Origin of the sequence: Flavobacterium terrisoli, from assembly GCF_030167905.1 — a bacterium.
In the GTDB taxonomy this organism is placed as follows: domain Bacteria; phylum Bacteroidota; class Bacteroidia; order Flavobacteriales; family Flavobacteriaceae; genus Flavobacterium; species Flavobacterium terrisoli.
Window position 1 is genome coordinate 192,276 of the sequence record NZ_JARGNA010000008.1, and the last position, 18,816, is coordinate 211,091.

The 18,816-nt window shown below is 38.8% G+C and carries 17 protein-coding genes; 15 read left to right on the forward strand and 2 right to left on the reverse strand.

Annotated elements, in window-relative coordinates; all coding sequences use genetic code 11:
* Positions 1-51: 51 nt before the first annotated feature.
* From lipA to P1K33_RS12705, 3 genes are read left to right on the forward strand one after another with little or no spacing between them, the layout of a single operon-like run.
* Positions 52-921, forward strand: coding sequence for a lipoyl synthase (lipA, locus tag P1K33_RS12695; RefSeq protein ID WP_284653360.1), 870 nt, complete (start codon positions 52-54; stop codon positions 919-921).
* Positions 922-933: 12 nt separating this feature from the next.
* A complete protein-coding gene (gene gap, locus P1K33_RS12700) occupies positions 934-1,926 on the forward strand; it encodes a type I glyceraldehyde-3-phosphate dehydrogenase (protein ID WP_284653361.1) in 993 nt (330 codons plus the stop codon).
* 46 nt (positions 1,927-1,972) lie between these two features.
* Entirely contained in the window at positions 1,973-4,141 is a 2,169-nt protein-coding gene (locus P1K33_RS12705; protein WP_284653362.1) for an ATP-binding protein, read from the forward strand.
* Here P1K33_RS12705 and P1K33_RS12710 read toward each other — a convergent pair.
* Entirely contained in the window at positions 4,138-4,950 is an 813-nt protein-coding gene (locus tag P1K33_RS12710; RefSeq protein ID WP_284653363.1) for a purine-nucleoside phosphorylase, read from the reverse strand. The two genes, P1K33_RS12705 and P1K33_RS12710, sit on opposite strands and share 4 nt — an antisense overlap.
* On the reverse strand, positions 4,922-5,965 hold the full coding sequence (gene lpxK / locus P1K33_RS12715; RefSeq protein WP_284653364.1) for a tetraacyldisaccharide 4'-kinase: 1,044 nt from the start codon (positions 5,963-5,965) through the stop codon (positions 4,922-4,924). Before lpxK ends, P1K33_RS12710 begins: the two co-directional genes overlap by 29 nt.
* Positions 5,966-6,022: 57 nt before the next feature.
* Between lpxK and P1K33_RS12720 the strand changes: the two genes are divergently transcribed.
* From P1K33_RS12720 to P1K33_RS12775, 12 genes are all read left to right on the forward strand, one after another.
* Positions 6,023-6,592 carry a hypothetical protein gene (locus P1K33_RS12720; protein ID WP_284653365.1) on the forward strand — a complete coding sequence of 190 codons (570 nt, stop codon included), beginning with the start codon at positions 6,023-6,025 and terminating at the stop codon, positions 6,590-6,592.
* A 97-nt stretch (positions 6,593-6,689) separates the two neighbouring features.
* Positions 6,690-7,784 carry a Nif3-like dinuclear metal center hexameric protein gene (locus tag P1K33_RS12725; protein WP_284653366.1) on the forward strand — a complete coding sequence of 365 codons (1,095 nt, stop codon included), beginning with the start codon at positions 6,690-6,692 and terminating at the stop codon, positions 7,782-7,784.
* Positions 7,785-7,787: 3 nt separating this feature from the next.
* Entirely contained in the window at positions 7,788-8,567 is a 780-nt protein-coding gene (locus tag P1K33_RS12730; protein ID WP_284653367.1) for a zinc ribbon domain-containing protein, read from the forward strand.
* Between the two features lie 31 nt (positions 8,568-8,598).
* A complete protein-coding gene (locus tag P1K33_RS12735; protein ID WP_284653368.1) occupies positions 8,599-9,444 on the forward strand; it encodes an alpha/beta fold hydrolase in 846 nt (281 codons plus the stop codon).
* Between the two features lie 222 nt (positions 9,445-9,666).
* The gene (locus P1K33_RS12740) at positions 9,667-10,494 is read left to right on the forward strand and encodes a helix-turn-helix domain-containing protein (RefSeq protein ID WP_284653369.1); all 828 of its coding nucleotides are present in this window, start codon (positions 9,667-9,669) and stop codon (positions 10,492-10,494) included.
* A gap of 99 nt (positions 10,495-10,593) precedes the next feature.
* On the forward strand, positions 10,594-11,163 hold the full coding sequence (locus tag P1K33_RS12745) for a sugar O-acetyltransferase (protein ID WP_284653370.1): 570 nt from the start codon (positions 10,594-10,596) through the stop codon (positions 11,161-11,163).
* A 10-nt stretch (positions 11,164-11,173) separates the two neighbouring features.
* The gene (locus P1K33_RS12750) at positions 11,174-12,217 is read left to right on the forward strand and encodes an alpha/beta hydrolase (protein ID WP_284653371.1); all 1,044 of its coding nucleotides are present in this window, start codon (positions 11,174-11,176) and stop codon (positions 12,215-12,217) included.
* Positions 12,214-12,681, forward strand: a complete 468-nt coding sequence (locus P1K33_RS12755) for a cyclophilin-like fold protein (protein ID WP_284653372.1) — start codon at positions 12,214-12,216, stop codon at positions 12,679-12,681. The genes P1K33_RS12750 and P1K33_RS12755 overlap by 4 nt, the downstream gene beginning before the upstream one ends.
* Positions 12,682-12,912: 231 nt before the next feature.
* The gene (gene cphA / locus P1K33_RS12760) at positions 12,913-15,537 is read left to right on the forward strand and encodes a cyanophycin synthetase (RefSeq protein ID WP_284653373.1); all 2,625 of its coding nucleotides are present in this window, start codon (positions 12,913-12,915) and stop codon (positions 15,535-15,537) included.
* A gap of 104 nt (positions 15,538-15,641) precedes the next feature.
* A complete protein-coding gene (locus P1K33_RS12765; protein WP_284653375.1) occupies positions 15,642-16,100 on the forward strand; it encodes a DinB family protein in 459 nt (152 codons plus the stop codon).
* 10 nt (positions 16,101-16,110) lie between these two features.
* Positions 16,111-16,572 (forward strand): DUF1569 domain-containing protein, encoded by a 462-nt coding sequence (locus tag P1K33_RS12770; protein WP_284653376.1) that lies wholly within the window; start codon positions 16,111-16,113, stop codon positions 16,570-16,572.
* Between the two features lie 55 nt (positions 16,573-16,627).
* Positions 16,628-18,760: a S9 family peptidase gene (locus tag P1K33_RS12775; RefSeq protein ID WP_284653378.1), complete on the forward strand. Its 2,133-nt coding sequence runs from the start codon at positions 16,628-16,630 to the stop codon at positions 18,758-18,760.
* The last annotated feature ends 56 nt before the right edge of the window (positions 18,761-18,816 follow it).

Sequence of the window (18,816 nt, forward strand, 5' to 3'; positions counted from 1 at the left end):
CTTTGCAATTCGAAAACGAGCGTCAGCATACTGACGAAGCAAATTGCAATTATGGAATCAGTCCTCGACAATAACTTACCCGTTGGCAAACCTAAATGGCTAAAAGTCAAATTGCCTATCGGTCAAAAATATACTGAACTTCGCGGTTTGGTTGACAAATACAAACTCAACACCATTTGTACTTCGGGCAGTTGCCCAAATATGGGCGAATGTTGGGGCGAAGGAACAGCCACCTTTATGATTTTAGGGAATATCTGTACGCGTTCCTGTGGTTTTTGCGGCGTTAAAACCGGAAGACCTGAAACCGTAGATTGGGACGAACCGGAGAAAGTAGCGCGCTCGATTAAAATCATGAAAATCAAACACGCCGTAATCACCAGTGTGGATCGCGACGATTTGAAAGATATGGGTTCGATTATCTGGTTTGAAACCGTGCAGGCGATTCGCAGAATGAATCCGGAAACAACTTTAGAAACCTTAATTCCCGATTTCCAAGGCGTAGAAAGAATTATCGACCGCATCGTGGAAGCCAATCCGGAAGTGGTTTCACACAACGTAGAAACGGTTCGTCGCTTAACCCGTGAAGTGAGAATCCAGGCAAAATATGACCGTAGTTTGGCTGTGTTGAAATACTTAAAACAACAAGGCATCAAAAGAACCAAATCGGGTATCATGCTTGGCTTGGGTGAAACCGAAGAAGAAGTGATCCAAACAATGCGCGATTTAAGAGATAATGATGTCGACATCGTAACGATCGGACAATATTTGCAACCCAGCAAAAAACACTTACCCGTAAAAGAATTCATCAGACCGGAACAATTCGAGAAGTACGAAAAAATCGGAAAAGAAATGGGATTCCGTCACGTAGAAAGTGGCGCTTTGGTACGTTCTTCTTATCACGCCGAAAAACACATTCTTTAATACGCTGTTTCCATGAGCAAAACATGCATTGCCATCAATGGTTTTGGAAGAATTGGCCGTAATCTGTTTCGATTATTGCTCAATCATCCTAACATTGAAGTCGTAGCCATCAATGACATCGCCGACAATCGCACGATGGCGCATTTAATCAAGTACGACAGCATTCACGGCGTTTTGCCTTTTGAAGTTTCTTATGATGACAAATCAATTATCGTAAACGGACAACATTATACTTTTTTTCACGAAAGCAACATCAGCAACCTCAAATGGGAGAATATTGATTTTGTGGTGGAAAGCACCGGGAAATACAAGACATTCGAAGAAATCAACCAACATGTTTCAGCCGGAGCCAAAAAAGTCATTCTTTCCGCACCAAGTGAAGTACCCGAAATCAAAACAGTAGTTTTAGGTGTTAACGAAAACATTTTAGAAGGAACTGAAGTTATCGTGTCCAATGCCAGTTGTACGACTAATAATGCCGCACCGATGATTCAGGTCATCAACGAATTGTGTGGCATTGAACAAGCCTATATCACTACGGTTCACTCCTATACTACCGACCAAAGTTTACACGATCAACCGCACAAAGATTTGCGTCGTGCCCGTGGTGCGAGTCAGTCGATTGTACCAACCACAACCGGTGCGGCCAAAGCACTTACTAAAATCTTCCCTGAAATGGAAGGCAAAATCGGAGGCAGCGGTATCCGCGTTCCGGTTCCCGATGGTTCACTAACAGATATTACCTGTTATGTCAAAAAACAAGTGACCATTGAAGAAATCAATTTGGCGTTTAAAAAAGCGGCGGAAACCAACTTAAAGGGAATTCTCGCTTATACCGAAGACCCGATTGTTTCTGTCGATATTTTGGGCAATCAAAACTCCTGCCTGTTTGACGCGCAACTCACTTCTGTCATTGATAAAATGGTAAAAGTCGTGGGTTGGTATGACAATGAAATAGGTTATTCTTGTCGAATAATTGACTTGATTATTTTGTTAAAAAAATAATTTTACTACATTTATAGCCCTAAATCTTTATAAATCCTGCAAAACCATGAGATGGTTCTTTCTTATATTACTATTTCAAACCTTAAGCTTTGGACAAAAAAAAGCGGCTGTACCTCTTGACAGTACGGCTTATTATATTGATTTAGCCAATTTTAATAAAAAGACCAACAACTACAAGTCTTCTTTATATTTTTCGCAGAAAGCAATCAATTACGCAAAATTTCACGGCAATACGAAGCAAAAAGCTGACGCATTGTATTCATTGGGCTCAACCTATTTTGAACTTAAAAAATATGATGATGCTATAGATGTTTTTTCCCAATGTGCCACTTTATTAAGCAATATTCCACCATCGAGCCAGCAAGCCATTTGCTATTACAACATGGGAATGTGTTATATGAATCTGGATGATTTTGCCAAAGCGGAAGTCAATTTTAATAAATCACAAGCCGTTTATAATATTTTAAAAATTGATGCTTCGGAACCGTTGATGCTTCAAAAAGGGATTTTATATCGAAATAAAGGAAGAATACAATTAGCCTCAAGGTTATTCAATGAAATTATTTCAAAACCTGATACTGAAGATATTTACAAAACCAAAGCGGAAGCTTTGTACCAATTGGGCGCTATTGAAGAAAGTCTGAACCACAACAACCTGGCGATAAATTATCTCAATAGGGCTTTAATGTTAAATGCCAGGGATAACAATCTGGATCAAAAAGCAGCCATTTTATTATCACTCAGCCGCACCAACGAAAAGTTGCTAAACCTAAAAAAATCACATGATTTCCTTAAACAGCATTTGGAATTAAAAGACAGTCTTTCCAGTTCCAATAACCTAAAACTGGATGCCAATGATTATGCTGAATTCAAGGAAAGTGAGCGAATGAAGGCGATTGACCAAATGACAAAAGAAAATTTGGCACAACAAAAAACCAACAAATTCATCAAACTGATTAGTATTTTAGGGATTGCCTTAATCTCGATATTATCGCTTTTGAGTTTGTCGCTTTACAAAAACAACATCATCAGAAGCAAAACCAATGAGCTGTTAAAAGACAAAAACTTTGAACTGCAATTGGCCAAAGAAAAAGCTGAAAAAGCGTCTCAGGCAAGAGCAGAATTTCTCTCTACGGTGAGTCATGAGTTGCGAACGCCATTGAATGCCATTAACGGAATTACACATTTGTTGATTGAAGATAATCCAAAGCAAACCCAATTGCATTACCTCAATTCGCTCAAGTTTTCGGGGAACTATTTAATGACTTTTATCAATGAAATCCTCGAAATCAACCGAATTGATTCGAGCAATATCCAAATTGAGTACATCCATTTCAATCTGAAACAGTTATTGACCGATATTCAAAATTCGATGGAAGAAATTGCGGCCCGAAACCACAACAAATTCATCTTAGAAATTGATGATTCCATACCGGAAGTCTTGTTGGGCGACCCGACAAAGTTGTCGCAAATTTTTATCAATCTGATCAACAATGCCTTAAAGTTTACACAAAATGGCGAAGTAACGGTTTTGGCCAAAATGGTAGATCAGGGCGACGATTTTTCGAGAATTAATTTTATCATCAGCGATACCGGAATTGGGATTCCGGAAGAAAAACAGGAAACCATTTTTGACAGTTTCTCGCAAGGTTCCATCGAAATCAACCGAAAATATGGAGGCACAGGTTTAGGCTTGACCATTGTAAAAAAACTGGTTGATTTATTGGGTGGCGAAATCAGCCTGAAAAGTGAAGTGGGCATCGGAACTACTTTTGCCTTTGAAATCAATTTACTCAACGGGAATCCGGAAGTTAAGTTTGAAAAACCGGCTCAATATTCTGATGAAGTCTTAGTAAACAAAATTGTTTTTGTGGTGGAAGACAACAAAATCAACCAAATGGTAACCAAAAAAATGCTCGAAAACAAAGGCATGAAATGCAAAATCGTTGACAACGGTGAAGAAGCTGTCGAAGTGATGCGCGGTGATCATGACTTTGATTTGGTACTGATGGATGTGCATTTGCCGGGCATCAACGGAACCATTGCGACACAAAACATTCGTGAATTCAATAAGGAAATACCAATCATCGCGCTAACTGCAATTTCATTGAATGAGAACAGGGAAATGCTGATGTCTTTCGGAATGACCGATGTAATAACCAAACCATTCGAACCGGAAAATTTCTATCGGGTAATTGCCCAGAATTTGAGTTAATATTGCAAAATCAACTCTTTGATGAGTTGTCTAACCTTTGGTTCAGCTTCCTGAGCTGCTTTCAATACTTCTTCATGAGTAATGTTTTCCAAATGCTCTTCGCTTCCGATATCGGTGATGACTGAAATCCCGAAAGTTTCCAATTCCATATGACGGGCTACGATAACTTCCGGAACGGTTGACATTCCAACGCAATCTGCGCCCAAAACTTTGACCATTTTGTATTCGTGCAAGGTTTCAAATGTAGGTCCCTGCAATCCCATATAAACACCGTCTTGAAGTTCGATGTTGGCCGCTTTGGCTATTTCTTTAATCTTAGCAATCATTTTTGGACTGTAAGGTTCGCTCATATTGACAAATCGCGGGCCGAAACGGGAATCATTTTTTCCCCTTAACGGATGTTCGGGCATCATATTGATGTGATCGGTAATAATCGCAATCGTTCCTACTTTATAATTCGGATTCACACCACCGGAAGCATTGGAAACAATAAGTTTTGTTACCCCAATATATTTCATCACTCTCACCGGAAACGTAACTTCCTGCATCGAATAACCTTCATAAAAATGAAATCTTCCCTGCATCGCCACGACTTTTTTGTCGCCAATGGTTCCAAAAACCAAAGCGCCTTTGTGGCCTTCGACTGTTGACACCGGAAAGTTGGGTATTTCGTTGTATGGTAAAGTGAATTCCACTTTAATGTCATCGGTAAAGCTTCCCAATCCTGAACCCAAAATCACGCCATATTCGGGCGTAAAATTGGTTTTATTCTTTATATAATTAACGGTTTCCTGTACGAGTTCCCACATAGTCTAAAATAGTTTGGTCAAAAGTGCCGCTGTCGCGAAGTAATTTACTTTTGATTGGTAAATAATATAATTGCGCTGCGAAAATTTCAGCCTCCAAACGTACAAAATCTTTTTCGGTGGTGACAATTATTTTATGGTTGGCTTTGTTTTTTATGTCCAAAATATCGCTGTCGCTAAAATGATGGTGATCCGGAAATTCCATAACCATATCATTTCCAGACTGTAATTCGTCAAAGAATGGTTTGGGTTTGGCAATACCGGCCAGTAATAATTTTTCCTGTGATTTGATATCAGCGACTTCCAAACTGCCATTTTGATTATAAACCTTGTCATCATACTCCACAAAACTGAAGAAAATAACCTTGGCATTGTCATTGCGAGGAACGAGGAATCTCATCAATTTTCTACTAATTTCTTCCTGCTCAATATCGCTTAGATTTGACGGACATTTAGTAACTATAATCACATTGGCTCTTTTGGCTCCATTTCTGCTTTCGCGAAGATTTCCCGTTGGTAAAATATAATCATCACAAAACAAATCGCCATAAGAAGTTAAGAGAATATAAAATCCGGCTTTGACTTTTCGGTGTTGGAAAGCATCATCGAGTAAAATGATTTCAGGCTTTTCCTTTTGACTCAACAATTGAGAGATACCGTTTCTTCGGTCGGCATCGACTGCAACTTGAATCTGAGGAAACTTTTGAAAATACTGAAATGGTTCGTCACCAAGGATTTCCGCATTTGCATTGGCATCCGCCAAAATAAAGCCTTCTGATTGTCGCTTGTAACCCCGACTTAAAGTAGCCACTTTATAATTGGGAGAAAGCAACCGAATCAAATACTCAATCTGTGGTGTTTTTCCGGTGCCGCCAACGCTAAGATTTCCCACAGCAATTACGGGAATGTCGAAAGAATACGATTTTAGTATACCTTTATCGTAAAGATAATTTCTAACAGAAGTGATGAAGCCATAGAGAATGGCAAAAGGGAAAAGTAATTTTCGCAACAAAATCATAGTACGAAAGTAACGATTTTTTATCTTTGAATGAAAATATTACAGTTGCAATAAGTAATGAAACCACTCCATCTACTATTTCTTTTATTATTTCTATTGGTTGCGCCTATGTCTTTTTCCCAGGAAACAGACAATACGGCTATACTCAAAATCATTTTTACCAAATATTATAAAAACGAAAAAGTCATTGCCAAAGGCAGATTGCAACTCCTGAGCTTTTATTGCAACAAAGCGCCTAACAACGAAGAAGTATTGGAAGTCATTTCGAAAAACGATTTGCTCAAAAAAAACGCTGCCGAAATCAAAAAACAGATAGTGATTGGCATAAACGAAGATTGGTCCAAGGAATACAATATGTTGTTTGACAACCAAAACCAATATTTGAAAAGCAAAGTCAATGCCTGTTTGTCTTTGGAAGAATTTCAAAAACTCTCTGAGCAATATGGTGAGAACAACCAGCGTTTGCTTATTGTCAACAAACCGATTTATTTTGCCAAAGGCCAATACGCTTTGGTTAAAGTCGCTTTCTACAGAAACATTGAACACAACAGCGGACGGTTTCTATTACTCGAAAAAATCAATGGGGAATGGATTATTAAAGAATATTTAAACGAATGGGCGACTTAGTCAGAAGGCAGTTGGCAGAACGCCGTTGGCAGAACGCCGTTGGCAGATTTAAAATAATTTAAAAAAATATTCGTGCATTCGTGGCGAAAAAAACGATATGAAAATAAAAGAAATCCTCTCAACCTTAGAAGAAATGGCGCCTTTAGCCTATGCCGAAGACTTTGACAATGTAGGTTTGCTCGTTGGCGACGCCAATGCGGAAGCCACCGGAATTCTGGTTTGCCACGACGCTTTGGAAATCGTTATCGATGAAGCGATTGCTAAGCATTGCAATCTGGTGGTTTGCTTCCATCCTATTATTTTTTCAGGACTGAAGAAAATTACGGGTAAAAATTATGTCGAGCGCGCCGTACTCAAAGCCATCAAAAATGATATTGCCATTTATGCGGTTCATACCGCTTTAGACAATCACAAACACGGCGTGAATAAAATCTTTAGTAATGCTTTAGGCTTGACCAATACTAAAATTTTGGTTCCAAAGAAAAACTTCATCCAAAAACTGGTGACCTATACCATTCCGGAAAATGTGGAAACCTTACGCAATGCTTTATTTGATGCCGGAGCCGGAAAAATCGGCAACTATGAAGATTGTAGTTTCAACTCCAAAGGGATTGGCACTTATATGGGCAACGAAGACAGTAATCCTGAAGTAGGCAACCGATTTGAATTTGTCGAAAACGAAGAAATCAAAATCGAAGTCACTTTTGAAAAACATTTGCAGTCCAAAGTACTCAAAGCGTTATTCACCAGTCACATTTATGAAGAAGTCGCTTATGAGATTTACGAACTCCAAAACCAACACCAAAACATTGGCCTCGGAATGATTGGCGAACTCGAAAAACCAATGAGCGAAAAAGACTTTTTAGCCTTTGTAAAAGACAAAATGCAATGCGGTGGCATTCGCCACAGTGCCTTATTGGGCAAACCCATTCAGAAAGTCGCTGTTCTTGGCGGTTCGGGAAGCTTTGCCATCAGCAATGCCAAACAAGCCGGAGCGGATATTTTTCTCACCGCCGATTTGAAGTATCATGACTTTTATCAGGCCGAAAACCAACTGATTTTAGCCGATATCGGACACTTTGAAAGCGAAAGATTTACAAAAAATTATATTGTTGATTTTCTTAAGAAAAAAATCCTTAATTTTGCAATCATTTTTTCGGAAGAAAATACAAATCCAGTTAAGTACTTATAAAATATGGCGACTACAAAAGAACTAAGTGTTGAAGACAAATTAAGAGCTATCTACGACCTGCAAATCATAGATACAAGAATTGATGAAATCAGAAACGTTAGAGGAGAATTACCTTTAGAAGTGGAAGATTTAGAAGATGAAGTTACTGGTTTGAGCACTCGTTTAGATAAATTAAAATCTGATTTGGTTACGATTGAAGACCAAATCAAAACTAAAAAAAGTGCCATCGAAGAACACCAGGCAGCAATTAAAAAATATACTGAGCAACAAAAAAACGTTCGCAACAACAGAGAATTCAACTCTTTGACTAAAGAAGTAGAATTCCAGGAATTGGAAATTCAATTGGCTGAAAAGCAAATCAAAGAATTGAAAGCTTCTATCGAACACAAAAAAGAAGTGATTTCAAGCTCTAAAGAAAAATTAGACCAAAAATCTTCTCACTTAAAACACAAAAAAGCGGAATTGAACGATATCATGGCAGAAACCCAAAAAGAAGAAAACTTCTTGATGGAAAAATCAGCCGAGTTTGAAGCTTTAATCGAAGAAAGATTATTAGCGGCTTACAAAAGAATCCGTTCAAGCGTTCGCAACGGTTTGGCAGTAGTTTCAATTGAGCGTGGTGCTTCGGCAGGATCGTTCTTTACGATTCCACCACAAACTCAGGTTGAAATTGCAGCCCGCAAGAAAATCATCACCGATGAGCATTCAGGAAGAATCTTAGTAGATGCTTCATTGGCTGAAGAAGAAAGAGAAAAAATGCAAAAATTATTTGCTCACCTATAATAATTAATCCCGATTCGTTCGGGATTTTTTTATGAAGAAAATCCAGTATTTTTTGATCACCAAATCGGTTGGTTTGTACATCAACCTCATCAGCTATTTCCTTCCTGAAAAGGCCAGGGATATGGCATACGAGATTTTCAGCCAACCGCGAAAAGGCAAACTAAAAAAGGACAAACTCCCAAAAACCTTAAAAAACACCCAACAGGAAACTTTGCATTATGACGGGGAAGATTTCCAAACCTATATTTGGCAAGGTTCGGAAGAGATTATCCTTTTATTGCACGGCTGGGAAAGCAATGCTTCACGTTGGAAAAAATTGCTGAATTACCTCAAACCTTTGGGCAAAACTATCATTGCCATTGATGCGCCGGCGCACGGTCAAAGCACCGGTAAAGAATTCAACACACCAAGATATGCTGAATTCATCCATGTTCTGGCACAAAAATACAATCCAAAAATCCTGATTGGCCATTCCATTGGCGGCGCTTCCATCACTTATTATCTGCACAAATATCCCAACGATAATATCGAAAAAGTGGTCATGCTCGGCGCACCTTCAAGCTTCAAAAAAGTAAGCGATAATTTTGTCGATATCCTGAGCCTGAATGACAAGATGAAAACGCTTTTGGAAACGTATTATCAGGAAAAATTCAACATCCGCCTGGATGATTTCGCCGGACATTTATTTGCCAAAAACTTTGTTCAAAAAGCCATGATTGCCCACGACCTTCACGACAATGTCATCCTCGTGGAAGAAGGAAGAAACTACGCCAATTCCTGGAAAAATGCCACCTATATCGAAACCCAAGGCTTAGGCCACAGTATGCACGACAAGGATTTGTACCAAAAAATCTCCGATTTTATTTCAGAAGCGTAAAGGCTTGCGCTCATTTGTTTTCCATTTCCCTGCTGTCCGTTCTACTTGATATCACTTCCATCAGGGCTAAACAGCCATTGTCTTTTGTATCAGTAAACTCATTTCAAACCAACAATATTACACTTCAATTGAGCTTTACAGAAAGACAAAATGAACCTTACAGTAAAGCAATTCAAGAATATAAACTCTACTTTTGTATGTTAATAAGGTAATAAGAAAATTATGAACGTTCAACAAGACGATAAATTAAAAACCATCGCTTATTCAGGAATATTTCTTTCGTGCTTTTCTGATTACAGCGAAAAGTGCATTCATGCAACACCGGAGCACGTTTTGGTGTACTTGTATTCGGGCGAACAACTGATTGAGGATCGCAATAGAACAATAACACTTCAGGCGGGCGACTGTGCGTTTATACGAAGAGACCACCGATTAAAAATGTACAAAAACAGCAAAGGGGAAGAATTGTACAAAGGTATTTCTTTGACCTTTAAACGTAATGTTTTGCGTGAATTTTACAGCAAAATGGACAAAGCCGAAATGCCAAAAAATATTCCACTTTCAGATGATTATGTTTTTAAATTATCGCCAACACCTGATATTGAAAGTCTCTTTCAGTCTTTAACACCATATTTTGACAGCAACGTGAAACCCACAGAAGGCGTTACGCATTTGAAATTATTGGAAGGAATTTACGCTTTATTAAATAATAACGAACAGCTTTACCCAATTCTTTTCGACTTTGCAGAACCTTGGAAAGTGGACATTTTAGAGTTTTTAAATGAAAATTATGCGGATGAACTTTCGATGGAGCAAATCGCTTCATTTACAGGAAGAAGTTTGGCAACTTTCAAAAGAGATTTTAAAAAAATAAGCGGTCTAACACCACAAAAATGGCTCATCAAAAGAAGGCTCGAAGCTGCTTATGTAAAACTAAAAGAAGAAGGCAAAAAAGTACAAGATGTATATGTGGAAGTCGGTTTTAGAAATCCTTCTCACTTTTCAACCGCTTTTAAAAAACAGTATGGCTTTCCTCCTACAGAGATTTGATTTCAACAAAATATTGAGCTTCTAAGAAAGATTATTTGAGCCTTGCAGTAAAGTCACTGCGGGGCTTTCTGTTTAATTTTGCTTTGTTAATTAGTCCCAATGGAAGCAATTGCAACAGAAAACATATTCTACAGATTAAAGAAAGGCAAAACCATTTCGCACCTTGATTTAGATGCTTATCAAATACGAGAAGCGTCGTTTGCGACAAAAAAATTACTCATTCAAATGAATAACACTAGTAATGAAAAAGAAATTCGGGATTTGTTGAGCCAAATTACAAACATCAAAATTGACGAAAGCGTAACTGTATTTCCACCGTTACACATCAATTACGGAAAGCATACTAAAATTGGCAAAAATGTATTTATCAACTTTGATTGCGTTTTTCTTGACTTGGGAGGAATTACTATAGAAGACAATGTCCTGATTGCTCCAAAAGTGAGTTTACTGACAGAAGGTCATCCTACTTCAATAGCGGACCGACATTCTTTAATCCCGAAACCCATTCACATCAAAAAAAATGCCTGGATTGGAGCAAATGCTACCATTTTGCAAGGTGTAACCATTGGCGTAAATGCAATCGTAGCCGCAGGCGCAGTGGTTTCAAATGATGTCCCTGATAATACCATCGTAGGTGGAATTCCTGCAAAAATTTTAAAAACAATTTAATTTAATAAAAATGAAAAAAACTTTGATTATTGCAATAATGTTCCTTGTAACACTACAAGCATTTGCACAAGACACAAAATCTAAATCTAACAAAATGGAAACAACAGAACATTATACTTTTCAATTAAGTGATAAAGTAACCCGTCAAAAAGTAACCTTCAAAAACCGTTATGGAATCACGCTTTCCGGCGATTTATATGTTCCAAAAAATAGTGGAACTGAAAAATTATCTGCATTAGCTATCAGCGGCCCTTTTGGAGCAGTAAAAGAACAATCTTCCGGTTTGTATGCTAACCAAATGGCCGAACGTGGTTTCATTGCTTTTGCTTTCGATCCATCATATACAGGAGAAAGCAGTGGCGAACCTCGTAATATTGCTTCATCTGATATTAATACCGAAGATTTCAGCGCAGCTGTGGATTTTTTAGGACTTCAAAAAAATGTAGATAGAAATAAAATTGGCATCATTGGGATTTGTGGTTTTGGAGGTTTTGCATTAAACGCTGTAGCTGCAGACAAAAGAGTAAAAGCAGTAGCTACAACAAGTCTGTATGATATTCCCAGAGTGATGTCAAACGGATACAATGATAAAACAACTCTTGAAGAACGTACTAAAATGTTAGAACAATTGAGCATACAGCGATGGGAGGATGCTGAAAACAGAAAACCAAAGTATAGCGCACAACCTAATCCTGATAAATTAACCGGGAATGAACCACAATTCATAAAAGAATATTTTGATTATTACAAAACGCCACGTGGCTTTCATTCACGTTCTATCAATTCAAATGGAGCTTGGGCTAATACTTCTGCAATTGGATTAACAAATATGCAAATCTTAGCACATCTGAAAGAAATCTCTCCACGACCAATGCTACTAATTGCTGGAGAAAATGCACATTCACGTTATATGAGTGAAGATATTTACAAATTAGCAGCCGAGCCAAAAGAATTAATGATTATTCCAAATGCTGTTCACGTTGATTTATACGATAAAATTGATGTAATTCCTTTTGACAAACTGGAAGCCTTTTTCAAGAAAAATTTAAAATGATGAAGCATTCATTATTCATTGTTTTGACATTTATTCCAGTTGTTATCAGTTATGCATCGTCTTGCACTAAAGGGGACAACAATATTGCAAGGGTAAACAACAACAAAATAACTAATTATAAAATTAAAATAACAGCCAATTCACAAACGTTTACAGCTACACTTTTCGCTAATAATTCGGCAAAAGCATTTAAGGAAATGTTACCCTTAACCCTTAATATGATTGAGCTGAACAGTAACGAGAAATATTATGATTTGCCAAACAATCTTCCAACAAATTCCTTCAATCTCGGAACGATAAAAAATGGCGACTTAATGTTATATGGCTCAAAAACTTTGGTGCTGTTTTACAAATCTTTTCCAACATCTTACAGCTACACAAAATTGGGAACAGTAGATGATGTAACAGGTTTAGCATCTGCATTAGGTTCAGGAAATGTATCTGTACGTTTTGAATTAGAATAGCGGGAAAATTGTTTTTATTCTTGGAATAGACCGTGATTATATAGTTGTCCCGTTGCAAAGCAACGGGACAACTATTTTCATAAAATTCTGAAAATCAATACTCCAAAAACAAACCAACTATAAGCATTGTTATCTTTTTAGCTTTTCTTCAAAAAAAATAGGCTGTAAAAACAAATATTTCCTATTTTTAACAAAATCATTACCTATTAACGTTACAAATTATTCTCAATCATGAAGATTCTAAAAATACAGGCTTTACGTGGACCAAATATCTGGAGTGTACAACGCAAAAAATTAATCCAAATGCGTTTGGATTTGGAGGAAATGGAGCAATCGCCAACCAACAAAATTGAAGGTTTCCGCGAACGTATCGAAGCGATGTTTCCCACCATGATTGAGCACCGTTGTTCTGAAGGAACGCGTGGTGGATTCTTCTCCAGAATCGAGCGCGGTACCTGGATGGGCCATGTGATTGAGCATATTGCCTTAGAAATCCAAACCCTTGCCGGTATGGAAACCGGATTCGGAAGAACCCGTGAAACCAAAACACCGGGCGTATATAATGTTGTTTTTAGCTATACCGAGGAAAACGTTGGAATGTTTGCCGCCGAAAGTGCGGTTGCCATTGCCGAAGCCTTAATCGCCGGAACTGACTATGATGTAGAAGCCGATATCCAAAAAATGCGTGAAATTCGTGAACGCGTGCGTCTCGGACCATCCACTGGAAGTATCGTAGATGAAGCAGTTGCCCGTGACATTCCTTGGATTCGGTTGGGAACCAATTCCTTAGTACAACTAGGTTATGGTGTCAATCAAATGCGTTTCCAAGCCACAATCACTTGCAAAACCAGCAGTATCGCAGTAGATATTGCCTGCAACAAAGAACAGACCAAAAAAATGCTCGACTTGGCTTCGATTCCGGTAGCCAATGGTGGCATTTGTGTTGATGAAGAAGATTTGACCGAAGTAATCAAAAAAATAGGCTATCCGATTGTTATCAAACCATTAGACGGCAATCACGGAAAAGGTGCATCTATCAACGTAGTAACTTGGGAAGATGCCGTTGCCGGATTGGAATATGCCCAAAAATATAGCCGCAGGGTGATTGTGGAAAAATTCATCACCGGTTTTGACTTTAGGGTTTTGGTGATTGACAACAAATTGGTTGCTGCAGCCAAAAGAGAACCGGCGCACGTTGTCGGAAACGGAAAAGACACCATTCAAACTTTAATCGAAGAAACCAACAAAGATCCGAGACGTGGTTACGGACATGAGAATGTCTTAACCCAAATTGACGTCGACAGGGATACTTTAGACTTATTGGAAAAATTAAATTATACCGTAGATTCGGTGCCCAAAAATGGCGAAATCGTTTACCTGAAATCAACAGCCAACCTGAGTACCGGCGGAACATCAATTGACGTGACCGATATGATGCACCCGGAAAATATTTTCCTTTGCGAACGTATTTCCCGTGTGATTGGTTTGGATGTTTGTGGTGTCGATATCATGGCCGAAAACTTAACGCAACCGTTAAAGGAAAATGGCGGTTGTATTTTGGAAGTCAATGCTGCTCCGGGTTTTCGTATGCACTTGGCGCCTAGCGAAGGTTTGCCGAGAAACGTTGCCGCACCGGTAATCGACATGCTCTATCCTCCCGGAAAACCAAGCCGTATTCCGATTATTGCGGTAACGGGAACCAATGGCAAAACCACCACTACCCGATTATTGGCACACATTGTAAAAAATAACGGCTACAAAGTCGGTTTCACCACTTCGGATGGTATATATGTTCAAAACCACATGATGGAAAAAGGCGACACGACCGGACCGCTTTCTGCAGAATATATTTTGAAAGATCCAACGGTAGAATTTGCGGTATTGGAAACCGCTCGTGGTGGAATTCTTCGCTCCGGTTTGGGATTCAGCCGATGTGACATTGCCATTATAACCAACATACAGGAAGACCATTTAGGTTTGGCTGACATTCACACTTTAGATGATTTGGCACGCGTAAAAGCAACGGTTGTTCGTTCCGTTAAAAAAGACGGTTGGGCCATTCTAAACGCCGAAGATGAGCAGTGTTTGAAAATCGCCAACGAATTGAGTTGTAACATCGCCTATTTCAGTATGGACGAAAACAACCCGAAAGTACAGCAATTTGCCAAAGAAGGAAAAATTGTAGCGGTTTATGAAAACGGATACATCACGGTTAAAAAAGGCGAATGGAAAATCAGGGTGGAACGCGCGACTCACGTGCCTTTGACTTTGGGTGGAAAAGCAAAATTCATGATTGCAAATGCTTTGGCAGCGACTTTAGCAGCCTATTTACAAGGGTTCAAAACTGAAGATATCAGTTTGTCGTTACAGACGTTTATTCCGAGTGCGGCACAAACTCCGGGTCGTATGAATATTTTTGAATTCAAGAAATTCAAAGTTTTGATTGACTTTGCCCATAATCCTTCAGGTTATAAAGGTGTGGAAGAATATTTATCCTCTGTCGATGCGACCAAAAAAATCGGAATCATTGCCGGTGTTGGTGACCGAAGAGATGAAGACATCAGAGAATGTGCTACTATAGCGGCGCGTATGTTTGACCATATCATTATCCGTCAGGAGAAATATTTACGCGGAAGAACTGAAGAGGAAATCATCGGTTTGATTATGGAAGGCATCAATGCTTCCGGCAGAAATGTAACTCATGAAATCATTGCCAAAGAAGTTGAAGCCATCAAACATGCTATCAACAGCGCACAAGACGGCACTTTCATCACGGCTTTGAGCGACGTAGTGACCAATGCTATTGACATTGTCCAGGAATATTTGGACAAGGAAAATGAAGGTGGAAATGTCTAAAACCTAAGCTGTCAATAAAACAAATCCCACCCGAGCCTAAGGCGAATTGAGCGTAGCTAAATTCCATTAGGCCTTTGGGATTTTTTTGAATAAACAATGGCAAAATGAACGACCAAATCGATACTTGGCACATCAACAACCGCATCAACCTGTATCTGCTTGACGCGATTGACGAAAGTTACCTGAATGACATTTCGGCTTCCAAAGGTAGAAAAGTAGGCGACCAATTCGCGCACCTGCACAATGTCAGAATGATGTGGCTCAAAGCAGCTGCTCCGGAATTACTCGAAGGTTTATTAAAGCTTGATAAAGAAGTTCAAATCGATAAAGCGTTATTGACCAAAGAACTAAACAATAGTGCTGAAGCCATAGCTAAACTTTTGGAAAAAGGTTTTGCCGAGAACAGAATCAAAGGTTTCAAACCGCATCCAGCAGCTTTTCTGGGTTATTTGATTTCACATGAAAGCCATCACCGGGGGCAAATTGTATTAACACTCAAACAATCGGGACATCCGATTGACCAAAAGACACAATTTGGTTTATGGGAATGGGGAACACGATAATTAGAATTTTATGACCCAACTAAACAAACTTCTTGACCAAATCGAAAGCCACATTCCACATCTTGAAAAGAGGAATGACAAAATTTCGCTATCTACTATTGGCTGGCAGTTAGACCACAGCCTGCTGGTCATCAATGCCGTAATAGGTCAATTAAAAAGTTCGAATCCTGAATTTTACAAATGGAAATTCAAATGGATAAGACTATTCATCCGCATAACCAACAAAATACCAAGGGGAAAAGTCAGGGTTCCTAAATCGGTTAAACCAATTGATGTTGCGACGGTCGAAGAATTAAAAGTCAAATTAGAACAAGCCAGACAGAATATCTCCGCCTTGAAAACACTACATAAAAACAGTTATTTCACTCATCCGTTTTTTGGCGATTTGAATTTGAAGCCTACAATCTGGTTTCTTAAACTGCATACCAATCACCATTTGAAGATTGTGAATGACATCATACGCAAAGGATAATTTTAACAAAAAGATTATCCTTTTTTTATACATTTACGCCACTAAATTTCTAACTATGAACAAACAAATATTTGCAGCATTACTATGCTTTATTACTGCTACCAGTTTCGGACAACTCAAAAAAATCTCATTAGATGAAGCAGTAATGCAACAAGGCAGAGCTTTCAGAGCAGATGGATTAACCGGCTTTCAATGGATACCAAATACGAATAAGTATACCTTCTATTCCGATGGTTTCACTAAATTGAAAACCGCTACAACAACAAACGATGCGGCAACCGAGTTAATTACTTTGGCTGAATTAAACAATGCTTTAGGTACCAAATTAAAGAGTTTTTCCGGATTACAATGGATGGACAGCAATACATTCATGATTGCGGAAAATGGTAAATACTACCAATATAATATTACTTCCAAAACCGGAAAACAAGTAATGCAGGCACCGGAAAAAGTGGAAAACATTACTTTCGACAGCAGTAAAACCAACTTGGCTTTTACAGAAGACAACAATCTTTTCTTTATCGATAAAAATAGCAACAGAATTGCGGTTACCAATGAAAGCAACAAAGGAATTGTTTCGGGACAAAGCATTGCGCGCAATGAATTTGGCATCAGAGATGGGATTTTCTGGTCGCCTAAATCGTCCTTTTTAGCTTTCTATCAAAAAGATGAAACTGAAGTTGCCGATTATCCTTTATTGGACATCAACGAAACACCGGGGAAATTGGTAAGTATGAAGTACCCGATGATTGGGCAAAAAAGTGAAAAACCGAGAGTTGGAATTTTCAATTTGGCCACCCAAAAAACAGTTTTTATCACGCCACGTGGCAATTCTGATGATTACTTAACCAATTTATCCTGGACACCGGACGAAAAATACGTACTGATAGCCGAATTGAACCGTGCTCAGAATGATATGTCCCTGAATGTGTATGATGCCAATACCGGAGCATTTGTGAGAATGATTCTGAATGAAAAAAACCCACGTTGGGTAGAACCCGAGCATAAAGCCTTTTTCCCGAATGCCAAATCAAACAACTTTGTTTGGTTTAGCGAGAAAGACGGTTTCCCAAATCTTTATTACTATTCTATCGAAGGAAAGTTAATCAAGCAATTGACCAACAACCAATTCGTGGTTCGCGATATTATTGCGGCCAATACAGCCGGAAACGAAATTTATTTCAAAGCAACCGGTCCAAATCCAACCAACATGTTGGCTTACAAAGTGGATTTGAAAGGCAAGCAAACCTTAATCACCAAAGACCAAGGCGTTCACAATGTGATTCCAAGTGCCGATGGGAATTGGTTTTTTGACGAATTTTCAAATCACGATACACCATCAAAATCATTGCTATATGACAAGGGTTTAAAAGCCAAAACGCTTTTGGTGAGCAAAAACAAATATGACGGTTATGAAATGGGTACAGCCGAAATCAAAACCATCAAATCCGCTGATGGAACAACCGATTTATATACGCGTTTGATCAAACCGAGTAACTTTGACACAAATAAAAAATACCCGGTCTTGGTATATGTATATGGTGGTCCGCATGCCCAAATGATTACCAATTCCTATTTGGATGGCGCCAGTCTATGGATGTATTGGATGGCAGAACAAGGCTATTTGGTCTTTACCTTAGACAATCGCGGTTCGGACAACAGAGGCTTTGCATTTGAAAGTGCGATTCACGGAAACTTAGGCGCAAATGAAATGGACGACCAGTTAAAAGGGGTCGATTATTTGAAATCACTGCCTTATGTTGATGGCAATCGCCTAGCCGTTCACGGTTGGAGCTACGGCGGATTCATGACCACTTCACTGATGTTGCGCAAGCCGGATGTGTTTAAAGTGGGCGTTGCCGGCGGACCGGTAATCGACTGGAAATGGTACGAAGTGATGTATGGCGAGCGTTATATGGACACGCCTGCTGAAAATCCAAAAGGTTTTGAAGAAACAACCGTATACAATTATGTAAAAAACCTAAAAGGCAAACTGCTTTTAATTCACGGAACGGGCGATGATACTGTGGTAGAACAACACAATTTGGCCTTGGTGAAAAAATTTGTGGAAGCGCAAAAACAAGTGGATTATTTCCCTTACCCAATGCACAAGCACAATGTAACCGGCAAAGACCGCGTGCATTTGATGACTAAAGTGTTGAATTATGTGATTGATAATAACAAATAGCAGAACGCAGATTTTAGAACGCAGACCTAAAAAAACCGAAACGATTGTTTCGGTTT

Excerpts from the sequence above, each read along its gene's own strand:
- P1K33_RS12755 (WP_284653372.1), top strand. The coding sequence starts at position 12,214 with ATGATGAAGCATTCATTATTCATTGTTTTGACATTTATTCCAGTTGTT.
- cphA (WP_284653373.1), top strand. The coding sequence starts at position 12,913 with ATGAAGATTCTAAAAATACAGGCTTTACGTGGACCAAATATCTGGAGT.
- lpxK (WP_284653364.1), bottom strand. The coding sequence starts at position 5,965 with ATGATTTTGTTGCGAAAATTACTTTTCCCTTTTGCCATTCTCTATGGC.
- P1K33_RS12740 (WP_284653369.1), top strand. The coding sequence starts at position 9,667 with ATGAACGTTCAACAAGACGATAAATTAAAAACCATCGCTTATTCAGGA.
- P1K33_RS12770 (WP_284653376.1), top strand. The coding sequence starts at position 16,111 with ATGACCCAACTAAACAAACTTCTTGACCAAATCGAAAGCCACATTCCA.
- P1K33_RS12720 (WP_284653365.1), top strand. The coding sequence starts at position 6,023 with ATGAAACCACTCCATCTACTATTTCTTTTATTATTTCTATTGGTTGCG.
- P1K33_RS12705 (WP_284653362.1), top strand. The coding sequence starts at position 1,973 with ATGAGATGGTTCTTTCTTATATTACTATTTCAAACCTTAAGCTTTGGA.
- P1K33_RS12750 (WP_284653371.1), top strand. The coding sequence starts at position 11,174 with ATGAAAAAAACTTTGATTATTGCAATAATGTTCCTTGTAACACTACAA.
- P1K33_RS12710 (WP_284653363.1), bottom strand. The coding sequence starts at position 4,950 with ATGTGGGAACTCGTACAGGAAACCGTTAATTATATAAAGAATAAAACC.
- P1K33_RS12730 (WP_284653367.1), top strand. The coding sequence starts at position 7,788 with ATGGCGACTACAAAAGAACTAAGTGTTGAAGACAAATTAAGAGCTATC.
- gap (WP_284653361.1), top strand. The coding sequence starts at position 934 with ATGAGCAAAACATGCATTGCCATCAATGGTTTTGGAAGAATTGGCCGT.
- P1K33_RS12725 (WP_284653366.1), top strand. The coding sequence starts at position 6,690 with ATGAAAATAAAAGAAATCCTCTCAACCTTAGAAGAAATGGCGCCTTTA.
- lipA (WP_284653360.1), top strand. The coding sequence starts at position 52 with ATGGAATCAGTCCTCGACAATAACTTACCCGTTGGCAAACCTAAATGG.
- P1K33_RS12735 (WP_284653368.1), top strand. The coding sequence starts at position 8,599 with ATGAAGAAAATCCAGTATTTTTTGATCACCAAATCGGTTGGTTTGTAC.
- P1K33_RS12775 (WP_284653378.1), top strand. The coding sequence starts at position 16,628 with ATGAACAAACAAATATTTGCAGCATTACTATGCTTTATTACTGCTACC.
- P1K33_RS12745 (WP_284653370.1), top strand. The coding sequence starts at position 10,594 with ATGGAAGCAATTGCAACAGAAAACATATTCTACAGATTAAAGAAAGGC.
- P1K33_RS12765 (WP_284653375.1), top strand. The coding sequence starts at position 15,642 with ATGAACGACCAAATCGATACTTGGCACATCAACAACCGCATCAACCTG.